The 13,184-nt window shown below is 43.3% G+C and carries 11 protein-coding genes; 9 read left to right on the forward strand and 2 right to left on the reverse strand.

The annotated features are described in order from the left end of the window. Positions 1 to 29 precede the first annotated feature (29 nt). The 5 genes from AYJ08_RS11045 to AYJ08_RS11065 all read left to right on the forward strand — a co-directional run bounded on the left by AYJ08_RS11045 (position 30) and on the right by AYJ08_RS11065 (position 5,372). A complete protein-coding gene (locus AYJ08_RS11045) occupies positions 30 to 575 on the forward strand; it encodes an RNA polymerase sigma factor (protein ID WP_064017765.1) in 546 nt (181 codons plus the stop codon). Then, the gene (locus tag AYJ08_RS11050) at positions 556 to 2,130 is read left to right on the forward strand and encodes a PepSY domain-containing protein (protein WP_064017766.1); all 1,575 of its coding nucleotides are present in this window, start codon (positions 556 to 558) and stop codon (positions 2,128 to 2,130) included. Before AYJ08_RS11045 ends, AYJ08_RS11050 begins: the two co-directional genes overlap by 20 nt. A 230-nt stretch (positions 2,131 to 2,360) precedes the next feature. Beyond that, the gene (locus tag AYJ08_RS11055) at positions 2,361 to 3,365 is read left to right on the forward strand and encodes an ABC transporter substrate-binding protein (RefSeq protein WP_064017767.1); all 1,005 of its coding nucleotides are present in this window, start codon (positions 2,361 to 2,363) and stop codon (positions 3,363 to 3,365) included. Positions 3,366 to 3,383: 18 nt separating this feature from the next. Further along, the gene (locus AYJ08_RS11060) at positions 3,384 to 4,454 is read left to right on the forward strand and encodes a FecCD family ABC transporter permease (RefSeq protein WP_082890927.1); all 1,071 of its coding nucleotides are present in this window, start codon (positions 3,384 to 3,386) and stop codon (positions 4,452 to 4,454) included. Positions 4,455 to 4,460: 6 nt separating this feature from the next. Next, positions 4,461 to 5,372 carry an ABC transporter ATP-binding protein gene (locus AYJ08_RS11065; RefSeq protein ID WP_064017768.1) on the forward strand — a complete coding sequence of 304 codons (912 nt, stop codon included), beginning with the start codon at positions 4,461 to 4,463 and terminating at the stop codon, positions 5,370 to 5,372. 55 nt (positions 5,373 to 5,427) lie between these two features. Here the strand turns inward: AYJ08_RS11065 and AYJ08_RS11070 are convergent, their stop codons facing one another. Both AYJ08_RS11070 and csaB read right to left on the reverse strand, forming a co-directional pair. Further along, the gene (locus AYJ08_RS11070; RefSeq protein ID WP_064017769.1) at positions 5,428 to 6,276 is read right to left on the reverse strand and encodes a class I SAM-dependent methyltransferase; all 849 of its coding nucleotides are present in this window, start codon (positions 6,274 to 6,276) and stop codon (positions 5,428 to 5,430) included. A 31-nt stretch (positions 6,277 to 6,307) separates the two neighbouring features. Beyond that, complete coding sequence (csaB, locus tag AYJ08_RS11075) at positions 6,308 to 7,411, reverse strand: polysaccharide pyruvyl transferase CsaB (protein ID WP_064017770.1); 1,104 nt, start codon at positions 7,409 to 7,411, stop codon at positions 6,308 to 6,310. Positions 7,412 to 7,765: 354 nt separating this feature from the next. Here csaB and AYJ08_RS11080 point away from each other — a divergent pair, with 354 nt between their 5' ends. The 4 genes from AYJ08_RS11080 (at position 7,766) to AYJ08_RS11095 (ending at position 13,037) form a co-directional block, all read left to right on the forward strand. Then, positions 7,766 to 8,701, forward strand: a complete 936-nt coding sequence (locus AYJ08_RS11080) for a 50S ribosomal protein L11 methyltransferase (protein WP_064017771.1) — start codon at positions 7,766 to 7,768, stop codon at positions 8,699 to 8,701. Between the two features lie 23 nt (positions 8,702 to 8,724). After that, a complete protein-coding gene (locus tag AYJ08_RS11085; RefSeq protein ID WP_064017772.1) occupies positions 8,725 to 9,900 on the forward strand; it encodes a thiolase family protein in 1,176 nt (391 codons plus the stop codon). A 149-nt stretch (positions 9,901 to 10,049) separates the two neighbouring features. After that, positions 10,050 to 11,087 carry an LCP family protein gene (locus AYJ08_RS11090; protein WP_064017773.1) on the forward strand — a complete coding sequence of 346 codons (1,038 nt, stop codon included), beginning with the start codon at positions 10,050 to 10,052 and terminating at the stop codon, positions 11,085 to 11,087. Positions 11,088 to 11,327: 240 nt separating this feature from the next. After that, positions 11,328 to 13,037, forward strand: coding sequence for a long-chain-fatty-acid--CoA ligase (locus tag AYJ08_RS11095; RefSeq protein WP_064017774.1), 1,710 nt, complete (start codon positions 11,328 to 11,330; stop codon positions 13,035 to 13,037). The last annotated feature ends 147 nt before the right edge of the window (positions 13,038 to 13,184 follow it).

Consider the following 13,184-nt stretch of genomic DNA (forward strand, 5'->3'; position numbering starts at 1 on the left):
ACAAAGAGATTTTGAATGGAGGAACTGCATTGTATGGCGAAGATGTAAAACAGCAGGTGCTGTTCATTTATGAGCAGTATTATTTGGATGTCTATCATTTTCTGCTCTATTATACTGGCAATCAAAATGATACAGAGGATTTGACACAGGAGGTTTTTGTCCGTGTAATCCGTGCCTTGGAACGCTATGAGAGCAGGGCAAATATGAAAACGTGGCTATTTGCGATAGCAAAGCACATTGCTATTGACTATCATCGTAAGAAAAGATGGAAAAGTCTGTTTTCCATTGATGTGCTTAAAAAGCATGTGTCTTCAGACGGTTTGCCAGAAAAAGAAGTAGAAAGCTGGGAGGAGGAACAGGAGTTGATCCGAGCGATCCAGAAACTCCCACAGCATTACAGAATGGTTGTCATACTAAGAGGAATTCAAGGATACAGCGTCAGAGAAACCGCCTCTATCATGGATTATTCGGAATCACAGGTGAAAGTGACCTTGCATCGAGCCTTAAAAAAGCTTGAAAAGGAATTAGCAGGACGGATCGGAGGGGAGCTGTACGATGGATTGGCAAAAAGATAAGGAAATGCTTGTTCGCTTAAGAAGATTACATACAAAAAACAAACCAAGTAAAGACTTTGTGGAAACGTTACGTGCCCGGCTAGAGTATCAGGCGAATGTTGCGGTGCACAAGAGAAGCCGATTATTTCGGCCCATTCAATACGGACTGGGATTAGCAAGCGTATTCGCACTTCTATTGTACCTATTTGCACCTTCAATGAATAAAGAGGCTTTGCCACCTATGTCCAGCTACCCTACAAAACAGGAGTTTATTGCGAAGCCCCCTGTTGAGATATCAGAAAAGCAAAAACAACAGCAGGAACAAAAACAACAGCCCGTATCGAAGCAACCGATTTCTCTAAAGGATTCCCCTACCCAGAAACAAACGACTAAAGGAAAAGAACAAAACGATGTGACAACTCCAAGATCAGCAACAAAAGAGAATAGAAAAGAAACGAACAATCCTACCCCGAAGGAAAAGGCATTGACCTATTTGCAAGAGCTCGGTGGCGAGGATGTAAAGGATTATCAAATAAATCCAGTACTGTCTGCTCCAGCACGCGGATACATTTTTATGAACCGGATGGTAAATGGAATCCCCTTTTTGGCAGACAGTTATAAAGTGGAATTAGATGAATCAGGGCAACTAAAACAATCAACCATTACAAAAAACACAGATACGAATCTGAAATTTCCATTGCCACAGCAAGCCATATCTAAAGCGAAAGCAACACAATTATTTATGAAAAACATGAGACTAGTTTACCAAGGAGATGAACAACCGCGTCTTACCTATGAATTTAATTTTTCAGGCTATATAGATGCAATCAGTGGACAAGTAAGAGAAGCGAAGGAAGAAGAGCAAGGTCAACAATCTAGTAAGCCTATTCCGATCGCAGCCCAGAGTAAAAAACTAACTGCTAATAGCCCAGAGGAGGTTGCGAGAATCCTTCAACAGGAATTTGGCATCGCTGTATTTGGACCTTATGCGACAGATGATGCTGTATCTACGGAGAACTACAAACAATATTCCTGGCAAATGGAAGAAGGAAAAATACTTAAGGTTGAGACCCTTGATGGACAAATAATGGGATTTAGGATTAATTCACCGGATATAAAGGATCCGAATGCTTCTACCAATGCGATTCACAAGGAATTAGCTGGAACGGCAACGAGGATCATCGAAAGATATATGGATGCTAATACGAAGGAGCTTCAATTGATAGACGTTAAAAAGGCAGGTTTGACTCAAACCTATCGATTTATAAGGTCGCATCAAGGAATACCCGTGATTAACCAAAGCTATTCGGTAACGCTTGATACCATAACAGAGAAGGTAATTGGACTTCATCTAGGCTACAGCGTGCAAGGCTCTGCTGCACTACCGGACAAATCGAAAGCAATGACACCAGAAGCTGCTGCTGCTATTTACTTGAAAGAACGGCCGCTATCTTTGGTCTATATCATGCTAGAGGATAAGAAGCAACAAAAAGTAACTCCTCACTTGGTGTATCAGATATATTATCATGACACACCTAGGCTATATGTTGACGCGGTGACTGGTGAAGTAATTTAGATAGTAAGGTGATGTTACCTTCTATACCCGTTTTCTTGTAAGTTCGCGTTCTTTCTCCTATAATTAAATACGATAGTTTCTTTTACGAGATAATTGCATTCTTTATGTCAGATGGAGGAAAGCAGTCCTCCCGTTCAAGAGGCGACACCATCCCTAATCCGTCTGTTTGAAGGATTAGGGATTTTTGGTACATATGATCGATTAAAATCAAGTGAAGAGAGGATATTTCCATGAACAAAATGAAACATCGTCTAACAGCATTGCTAACAGTGTGCTTAGCTGTTTCGCTAACTGCGTGTTCCGGTGAAACAACGCCAAAGGAAGGAGTAAAGCCTTCACCAAGTCAAAACCAAGCGACTGATTCTGCAACGGATCATCAGGCGTCGGATGCTTCTTTAAAAACCGTCTATCCGCTTAAGGTAAAAGATGTGACGGGAGAAGAATTCACCTTCGAAAAAGCGCCGGAGCGTATTGTATCAGTATCGCCTGCCGAAACGGAAACCTTATTTGCACTTGGACTTGAGCAACAAATTATGGGTGTTTCTGACTACGATGATTACCCAGCATCAACGAAGGATAAACCGAAAATGGGAAGCATTATGGCACCGAACGTTGAATCTATTTTGGCTGCCAAACCGGATATTGTCTTTACAGGAATTTCAATGAAAGAGGAAACAGTGAAGAAATTCCGAGAGCTTGGCGTAAAAATCTTTAAAGTAGAACCGAAGACGTATGATGACGTGATCGCCAATATTGAGTTGTATGGTAAAATCACCGATCATCAGGCTGAAGCAAAGAAAACCGTGGACGAGCTACAAAAGACTCGTGACGAGATTTTAGCTGTTGGTAAAACGATCAATCAAAAAAAGAAAGTTTATCTTGAATTTTCTCCTGGCTGGACGGTTGGTAGCGGAGAATTTTTGAACCAAATGATCGAGCTTGCTGGCGGAATAAACGTAGCTGGTGACACGAAAGGCTGGGTACAAATTAACGAAGAGACTATTATAAAACAAAATCCTGATGTAATTCTTTACACACAGGGTGTGGTAGACTCAAAAACCAACCAATCCTTAGAGGATATTATTCGCTCTCGTAAAGGCTGGAGTGGGATCGAGGCGATTAAAAACAACACAGTCGTAGGACTTGACCAAAATATCATTAGTCGTCCGGGACCTCGCCTTGCTCAAGGTCTGAAAGAAATGGCGAAAGCAATCTATCCTGATAAAATTAAGTAAGTGGGGCTGACCTCTAGGATGAGTACAAATAGCACTTACGGACAGATGAACGGGAAAAAAAGAATGGCAGCAGGAGCAGTGGGAATAATACTGCTCCTGCTGTCTGTTGTGGCTAGCTTGGCCATTGGTTCGGTTATGCTGCCGATGGATGAGATAACCCGCATTTTACTACACCAAATTCCTGGAATGCATTCCGTTATTCCCGTTACATGGGATGAATCCTCTACACAGATTATGCTAAACGTAAGATTGCCGAGGGTAATCCTGGCTTTGTTAGTCGGAGCTTCGCTTGGAATAGCGGGAGCGGCGTTTCAAGGTGTTTTACGCAATCCTCTAGCAGACCCTTTTACGTTAGGAGTATCCTCGGGTGCTTCAGTTGGGGCGGCGATACTTATCTATTTTGGCCTGCAATATGCTTGGTTAGGGCAATGGACAGTGCCATTGACTGCCTTTGTGACTGGAGTTTGTACATTAGTGATTGTGCTACAGATGGCAAGAGAAAACGGAAAGATTCCTATTGAAACCCTGATTTTATCCGGGGTAGTCATGCAAGCATTTCTAGGCTCAATCGTTTCATTTCTTGTGGCAATGTCCAAGCAGACCATCAATGAAATTTTATTTTGGGTGATGGGAAGTTTAGCTATGCGAGGCTGGTCCTATACGGGAATCCTCTTGCCATACCTAGCTATGGGACTTCTTGTTTTATTTGCATATGCTCGTCCCTTAAATATGCTTGCCTTAGGAGAAAGACAAGCGGGACACCTAGGCTTGCATGTAGAAAGGACGAAGTGGATTGTGCTATTGGCAGCCACTCTCGTAACGGCAGCCGCTGTATCCGTGTCAGGTGTGATCGGTTTTGTCGGATTGGTCGTTCCGCATCTGCTACGGATGATCATAGGAGCTGATTATCGTTTATTGATTCCTATGTCTGCTTTAGGTGGTGCTGTTTATGTGTTGTGGGCAGATACCATCTCCCGCACGTTGCTTGCTCCGACAGAAATACCGCTTGGAGTAGTAACAGCCTTTATTGGTGCACCGTTCTTTGCCATGCTACTGATCCGCAATAAACGGAAACGTAGGGGAGGATGATTGCTGATGACGAACAGAGGACAACAACAGGCAACAGCAGATAAACAACAGCAAAGCCGCGGCTTTTCCCGACACTTCAATAGCCAGCAGACCTTGCAAAAGGATCAGAATGCTCCGGTCATTTCAGTCTGTGATGTCTCACATCGATATGGAAATCAAGCGGTTTTACATCAGGTGAGTATTGAAATTCAAGCGGGTGAGTGGCTAGGTATTATTGGACCGAACGGTAGCGGTAAATCTACCCTGCTATCTTTGATGTCACGAGCGGAGACACCATCTGCTGGACAAATTCTTGTATATGGAAAAGAGATTACGTCATATGGGAGAAAAAAATTGTCCCAGCATATGGCTGTCCTCCAACAGGAAACAATTCCTCCGATTCATTATACGGTTCAAGAAGTCGTAGAAATGGGACGTTTTCCATATCAATCCTGGTGGGGAACAGAAGCAGAGGATAGCGGACCATTTATTGATAGTATCATGGAACGATTGCAATTAAAGAGGTTGGCAAACAAAAGGCTAGATCAATTAAGCGGCGGACAACGACAGAGAGCTGCGTTAGCTAAGCTCATGGCTCAGTCGCCAAGCATCGTTTTGTTAGATGAACCTACTACTTATTTAGATATTCATTATCAAGTGCAATTCATGGATGTAGTGCAGGAATGGCAGCGGGAGTGCGGGGTAACGGTCGTGTCTGTTTTACACGATCTGAATTTAGCTGCTCTTTACTGTGATCGGATTATTGTACTGCATGATGGAAGGATTTCGGCTGAGGGAACACCGACGGAAATGATGACCACGCAGCGACTTTCTGACGTTTTCCAAGTAAACACAGCGATTATCCGGCATCCTCAAACAGAGCGGCCTCAAGTGCTAGTTTGTCCGAAACAGCAAGCAGAAAAGCTGATAAATGAATAGGCACATCATAAGGAAACCCCCAGCAGAGTTGACGGTCTGCTTGGGGGTTTTTGTCTTATTTCTTTTGATATACGCAAACAACCATCTTCACAAAATACTCGCGGAACAAAGATGTTCTTGCTAAATTCGCTACCACATTGCGCAAAGGGATTTCCTTTTCATACACAGCAGGGTAGTGAACGCCTTTTTGAATGTTGCGGAAACGTCTGATCGTCATGCGATTGATATACGAGAAGTACTCGGAACCATCTGGACGTTTGCTGATACGAAAGCCTAAACGATCTTTCCCGTCTGGCAAATCCTGCACGAGCTTACGATACGCATCAATCAGGGTTTGTTCAGAAAAGAAGGAGTGAACCCAAGGGAATCCGATTGCATCTGACAAGTGAGCGCCGTAAGGATGATAATACGGTGGGAAGTTAATGTAGAGATGGCCGCCCTTTTTTAACACACGGAAGCATTCCTCCAGCGTTTTCTCTGGGTTATCTACATGCTCCATCGCATCGTTCATAATAATTGTATCGAACGTCTCGTCTTCAAATAACATTTTGGATGCATCGCCGGTCATGAAGGAAGCGATGTGATCCAGGCCTTTTTCCCGAGCAAAGGCATTACCTTCTTCTGCATAATGAGGGACAATGTCAATTCCGATAATCTTTTCTGGGCCAAATGTAGCGTAGTAGCAGGTTTTACCACCACCGCCACAGCCGATATCTAGCACGGTCTTATTTTTGAACATTTCTTCCTGAGAATGGAATGGCAGGAAGAATTGAATGGTCTGATCACCCTTGCGAAATTGCCATTCGGTATAGCTCATTTTACCGTCATTCGCTAGATTGAACGGATGGACCGGCAAAGGAAACATTTTGTTTAATGCGATAAGTAATGACGAAGAGAGTGACAAGGTATTTTGCCTCCTTACAAACAAACGACAGTTATTTCTTGCTGGCTAACGCTTGTAATACGAGCTCACTACTTTTCATAGCTTCCGCTTTGAGCAAGTCAGCTTTTTCACGGATGATGGCTTGCTCCCGATCTAGATGTTGCATGCGATCGTCAAGTAGTGTAAGCAACTGCTCTGATGTTAAATCCTTGATATGGCCCGCACAGGTCATGCCTGCACGTTCCACAAAACGATCAATTTTAGGATCATAGGAAATCCCGATAAACGGAATGTGAAGCATACAAGCAAGGATCAAAGAGTGAAGCCTCATCCCCACCACGTAATCTGCTTGCTTGAGGATGCACATAATGTCATGAAAAGAGACATGGTCCTTGAGCATTGCCGCACCCTTATGCTGCATCGCCTTCAGAATATCCTCAGAAGGGGCGATATCGCTTGGAAAATGCATGGGTAGAAACAAGACGTTCCAACCGCGTTCCTGATAATAATCCGCGGCATCGGCAATCACCTGTTTGAAACGCTCTTCCGTTTTCCAATCACGAACAGAAAAGATCACAAGCGGTCGGGATGAATCTTCGAACATGGGTGATATCAGCTCGGCCCCTCGTTCATCCGAAATGTCCTCAGGATGAATAGTGAGGGCAGGGTCCGCTGTAACATATAACGGAGCCTTGGTTACCCCACAAGCTTTAAAATCTTCACCTGATTCATGATCGCGTACAGTAATGACATCTACATGATTCACGACTGTTTTAATCATGGAACGGCTAAAGGATTTTAGGATAGGACCGAAGCCTTGCGCATAAAATACGACGGGCTTGCCTAATAATTTGGCAATGGTAACGATCCCGAGATAATAGAGTACACTGCGGGGGCTGGTAACGTCCTGCATGAGTGTACCGCCACCCATTACCAACAGGTCGCTTTGCTTTAATTCTCGCACAATCGTGGAGAGCTTCCAACGATTATGGGCGGATATCCCAAATAGCGATGTTGTCCGCTCAGGCGTATTTGACAACACGGATAGGGAAATATTCGGTTGTTCTCGTCTGAGCGAGGTAATGATTCCATATAACACAACATCGTCCCCGGCATTATTAAAGCCGTAATATCCGGAGATGAGAATTCGCGACATGAGAGAACCTTCTTTCTATTCAAACGTACTGGTAACGTAACTGATAAGTAGTATACAATCATAAGTGCCATTTTTCTAAATTGGGCACATCCTCAAGTATAATCGAGAGGCGATAGGTAAGTAAAGCGAAGGAGACACCAACTACATAATATAGTAGATTCCTGCGGCAACTAACAATACACTAAATACGATAAAGCTGATCATTACATACAGGATGCCTTTGTTTTTTCGTCTTCGATAGAAAAACTCATCAAACATCGTGTAGACCCCTCTCTTAAACACGCTCTAATACCGTTCATATTACCATGTCTACACTAGGATACGCTAGATTTTTGGAAGAAAGGAACTTGTTGCATGACAAAATATTGGATGAAATATACGCTTTCCCTACCAGGAGAATTAGAGGAGATATTTTCCTATACCATTATGGAAACCGAATACACATTAGGATGGATTGAACCTCAAGTAGAGGTCATTACGACTAACAACGGATACGATTATGCAGAACTGACTGAGAAACCGATGACGGCCTATTTGTTTGAGCCATTATCTACTACGGAGCAGGAACAGACAGTTCGACTGCAGAGATATCTTGATCAATGGGAAGGCAGAATTAAAGTCACAGCCACTGAACAAGTAGAGGAGGAGAATGAATCGTGGAAAGATGAGTTTACCTCCGTACAAGTAGGAGATTGGCTAATAGCTCCCTCATGGGAAGATGCACAGGTGCTAGAGCAAGCAGAGCATGTGCTCTACATAGATCCCGGTGCTGCCTTTGGAACGGGCTATCATGGAACAACACAGGATATTTTACGGTTTTTACAGGAGAGCGAATTAACTGGCAAAACCATTTTGGATGTAGGAGCAGGTTCAGGAATTCTCTCTATTTTCAGCTTGTTAAATGGAGCCGCATATCCTGTCTATGCCGCAGATATCAACCCGGAGACTGATTATCAGCTAAAGCAAAATCTGGCTCTCAATCAATTATCTGATCAATCTGTGAAGGTGCTGATAGGTGATGCATCCGTCGACGATCATCTATTATCCTTGGAAAAATATTTTGATTTTATCTTCATTAATATTGGCGGAGAAGAAGTGATACAAATGCTGCCGCTAGTAAGACGTACCTTTAAGCCTACTGGCCGCTTAATCCTATCAGGAATAGTAGAATGGATTTTGCCAAAAGTAGTAGAAGCCTATGAACAAGCAGGATTTTATGTGATGGAACAAAAACAGAGCGAAGAATGGGTGACACTCTTATTGGAATTGTGCGACAATAAAGGAAAATAGTTGCATTCCAAAGGAGGAGTAGCATGGCAGAGCCTATCGTAATTGTCGCAGCAAAACGGACGCCCATTGGTACATTTGGCGGTATGTTTCAGGATGTGTCAGCACGTAAATTAGCTGAACTAACGATTCGTGACATCATGGATACAACAGGGATCGACCCCAAAGAAATTGATGAGGTTATTCTAGGAAATTGTATTCAACGTACAGATGAGCCGAATATTGCGAGAACAGCTCTTCTAGACGCTGGTCTGTCCCAGCAAGTGACAGGATTGACTGTTCAGCGACAATGTTCCTCCGGTATGCAGGCAATTGTTTCAGGTCTGCAACAGATAGCTTTGGGAGATAGCGAAGTTGTAATCGCGGGCGGTGTGGAGAACATGAGTCGTGCTCCTTATATCTTGAAGCAGGCCCGTTTTGGCAAAAGGCTCATGCATGGTGAAATGACAGACGCTTTATGGGAGCTGCTTACAGACCCGCATCACGATATTTTAATGGGGGAAACAGCGGAACGTTTGGCGGATCGCTATAAGATCAGCCGGGAGGAGCAGGATGAAATAGCTTATTTGAGTCATCAGAAAGCGGCGCATGCCACGAAAGAGGGGCTTTTTAAGGACGAAATCATCCCGATTGTTTTGAGCAAAAAAAATAAAACGAACACGCTCACCGCAGATGAGCATATTCGCCCAGACATTACGCTCGATGCCTTAGCTACCTTAAAGCCAACCTTTCGTGAGGAGGGAACGGTTACAGCGGGGAATGCTTCAGGCTTAAATGATGGTGCATCTGCCGTGCTGTTAATGAAAGAGAGTAAAGCTAAAAATCTTGGACTTACCGTACTAGGCCGAATTGTATCTTATGCATGGGCCGGAGTCGAGCCTGACTTAATGGGATATGGACCAGTGCCAGCGACACAAAAAGCCTTGAAGAAAGCAGGGCTTCGTTTACAAGACATACAACTGATTGAGGTTAATGAAGCATTTGCTTCTCAGTATTTGGCGGTCGAAAAGCTATTGGAATTGGATCGAACCATTACGAACGTAAATGGCAGTGGGATATCGCTTGGTCATCCAGTCGGCTCAACAGGCTGTCGCTTAATCGTCACCCTCCTGCATGAAATGAAACGCCGCCAGTTACATAGAGGGTTAGCTACTTTATGTGTAGGTGGCGGACTGGGTATGAGTATGATTGTTGAACGATAAAATGAAGCGAAGGCTGGGAGGGGATAATCCTGAGAGCAGATTAGACTTGGTAGCTATTGCATAAATCGTGCATTTTTTGAACATAGTATAAAGGACCCTGTATAGGGTTCTTTTTTGTATACACTGTGATGAGGTAAGGGGAAGATCAGATGCAAGTCAAGCAAAAGGAAACCGTCAAAAAAGTGATCGTCATTGTCCTTTGCGTCTTATTTTTAGCGTTATTAGCCTATCTAGGTTCTGCTTTTCAACAATACAAGCAGATGACGCAAGATTGGTATGAGCCGCTTCCTCAGGTGAGCGGCTCTTCATTTCCACACAACACCTCCATTTTGCAGACGCCAGGGGTTCCCTTGGATCAGTCCCCCAATCTTACAGCCGAAGAGCTTTATCACAAAGAACAAACCCTTCAGCCCTTTAGCATGATGCTAATCGGTACGGATAGTCGAAAAGGGGAGCGGGCACGCTCTGATACCCTGTTGATAGCTACCATTAATCCCATAACGCAACAAGCACAATTGATCTCAATTCCTCGTGATACCTATATAAAAATTCCGGGTAAAGGCTTTGATAAAGTAAATCACGCTACTGCCTTTGGCGGACCGGCTCTGTTAAAAAAAACCTTGGAAGACTACTTATCAATTAAGATTGACCGTTATGCCACGATTGATTTTGATGGCTTCCGAAAGCTTATTGATGAATTGGGCGGTGTAGAAGTAACTGTCAAAAAACGTATGAAATATACTGACCCTAGTGATGGAACCAATATTGATCTATATCCGGGCAAGCAGGTTTTGAACGGGAAGCAAACGTTAGATTATGCACGCTATCGCAAAAGTGATGTAGGCCATGAAGATAGTGACTACGAACGAATTGCTCGTCAGCAGGAAATTATCCGAGCCTTAGCTAATAAAGGAGGCTCCATGGATGCATTTTTAAGGGCTTTTAAATTAATGGAGATCTTAGGCAAACATATTAAGACAGACCTCACACAAAATGAAATTTCCTCGTTGCTTGTCACCTACTATGATCCTAAACAAAATCACATCACGACAGAAACCATTAGAGGACGTGATGAACGCATCTGGAATCATTCAACACTTGGCTGGTACTATTTGGTTTCTTCCGACGAGAGAGAACGAATCCAGGAAAAAATAAAAAAAGTATTGAGTGCGAAAGCAGAAGAATAAATAGAGATGATGCTCTCTTATTTTTATACAGCTAAAAATAGGAAAACGAGAGATGTGGGGGAGGAAAGGCATAACTATGAGTTGGAGCAGTCAATTCTGTTTCGTTTTGCCTTTCCTGGCTGGAAAGATTAGTAAAAAAATCTGGAAAAGTCTATCTATTTAGAATAAAATAGTCAAATAAGGAGAGATTGTGAATGTGAAGATGGGAAAGATGAGGTATCAAAGGTTGGAGGGAAAGCGATGTTAATTGCCAAGCCTTGGTTATCTTGTTACCCAGCAGAAGTCCCCGCTACAGTGGAATACCCCCGTGTTCCATTGACGTACTTTTTAGAAAAATCAGCACAAGATTATCCACAAAATTATGCTCTTTCTTTTATGGGAAAGCGCATGACCTATCAAGAATTGCTCACCCAATCCTATCGTTTTGCTCATGTATTACGATCGCGAGGCGTACAAAAGGGAGATCGCATTGCCATAATGCTTCCAAATATTCCACAAACCATAATCGCTTTTTATGGAGCGATGTTTGCTGGAGCGGTGGTTGTTATGACCAATCCTTTGTATACAGAACGTGAATTAACGCACCAGCTAAACGATTCTGGTGCAGCTGCCATAATCACCCTCGATCTTTTATACAACCGAGTGCAAAATGTGAGGTCAAATACCAAATTACTTCATGTATTTCTAACCAGCATACGAGATTTTTTACCCCCTATGAAGAAAGCGCTTTACCCGATTGCCCAGAAATTTGATAAAAAAGCGGTGCCAGTGCCAGCCATTCTCTATCAGGATGGGGTAGAGAATTTTGTGCGTGCTCTAAAACAGGCACCAACGGATCCTATCCATATTGAAGCAAATTGGGAGGAAGAATTAGCCCTATTGCAATATACAGGTGGAACAACAGGTCTTGCCAAGGGAGTGATGCTTACCCATCGAAATCTTGTGGCAAACGCTGTTCAATGTAAGGCTGTTCTTTACAAAATGAAGCAAGGACAAGAGAAAATTCTGGGAGTCCTCCCCTTATTCCATGTTTATGGGCTGACTACCGTTATGAATTGCGGCCTTCAGATGGGCGCAGAAATCTTACTTGTTCCCCGTTTCGACGTTAAGCAAATTCTACAATTAATACAGAAGGAGCGGCCTACAATCTTTCCAGGGGCTCCTACGATGTATATCGGTCTGATTAATCATCCAGACATTAAACAATACGATTTGTCCTCTATTGAGGCCTGTGTCAGCGGTTCGGCTCCCTTGCCTTTAGAGGTACAGGAGCGATTTGAAGAAATTACAGGCGGAAAGTTGGTAGAGGGCTACGGTTTAACCGAGACCTCTCCTGTTACCCATTCAAATAACCTGTGGGGAAGACGCATTAATAGCAGTATTGGGCTTCCATGGCCAGACACTGAAGCTTGTATTATCGACCCAGCAACAGACGAAGCAATGCCTCCAAATCAAATTGGTGAACTGGCTGTTCGTGGTCCGCAGGTCATGAAGGGGTACTGGAATCGTCCTGAAGACACGGCTATGGTTCTTAAGGATGGCTGGCTGTTGACGGGAGATATAGCATATATGGATGAAGAAGGGTTTTTCTACATCGTTGATCGAAAAAAAGATATGATTATTGCTGGTGGATTTAATATCTATCCGCGTGAGGTAGAGGAAGTTTTGTTTGAACATTCTGCCATTCAAGAGGCTGCGGTAGTCGGTATACCAGATCCATATCGGGGAGAGACAGTGAAAGCCTTTGTTGTACTAAAAGATTCCTATCAGGTAACGGAGGAGGAATTGAATGCTTTCTGTCGTCAGCGATTAGCTAGTTATAAAGTACCGCGTTCCTATGAGTTCAGGGAAGAATTGCCTAAAACGATGGTAGGCAAGGTACTTCGCCGTCATTTGCAAGAAGAAGAAAAGAAGCGTATTGAATTAGAAAGTACAAGTAAATTGGGGTAAATCAAGAAAATGTGTCTAAAATGCGACAAAATTAGACATCTGAAACGATTTCAGCACTTTTCTATCTAGGAAGAATTGCCTATCTATTCAAATAGAGTTACAATTATAGCAACGGTTTACCCTGACATGGGGTAAGCCGTTTTTTAT

This window comes from Brevibacillus sp. SKDU10 (assembly GCF_001645205.1).
GTDB classification, from domain to species: domain Bacteria; phylum Bacillota; class Bacilli; order Brevibacillales; family Brevibacillaceae; genus Brevibacillus_B; species Brevibacillus_B halotolerans.

Coding starts and splice junctions, on each gene's coding strand:
- AYJ08_RS11080 (WP_064017771.1), top strand. CDS start 7,766: ATGACAAAATATTGGATGAAATATACGCTTTCCCTACCAGGAGAATTA.
- AYJ08_RS11095 (WP_064017774.1), top strand. CDS start 11,328: ATGTTAATTGCCAAGCCTTGGTTATCTTGTTACCCAGCAGAAGTCCCC.
- AYJ08_RS11065 (WP_064017768.1), top strand. CDS start 4,461: ATGACGAACAGAGGACAACAACAGGCAACAGCAGATAAACAACAGCAA.
- AYJ08_RS11050 (WP_064017766.1), top strand. CDS start 556: ATGGATTGGCAAAAAGATAAGGAAATGCTTGTTCGCTTAAGAAGATTA.
- AYJ08_RS11090 (WP_064017773.1), top strand. CDS start 10,050: ATGCAAGTCAAGCAAAAGGAAACCGTCAAAAAAGTGATCGTCATTGTC.
- AYJ08_RS11085 (WP_064017772.1), top strand. CDS start 8,725: ATGGCAGAGCCTATCGTAATTGTCGCAGCAAAACGGACGCCCATTGGT.
- AYJ08_RS11060 (WP_082890927.1), top strand. CDS start 3,384: ATGAGTACAAATAGCACTTACGGACAGATGAACGGGAAAAAAAGAATG.
- csaB (WP_064017770.1), bottom strand. CDS start 7,411: ATGTCGCGAATTCTCATCTCCGGATATTACGGCTTTAATAATGCCGGG.
- AYJ08_RS11055 (WP_064017767.1), top strand. CDS start 2,361: ATGAACAAAATGAAACATCGTCTAACAGCATTGCTAACAGTGTGCTTA.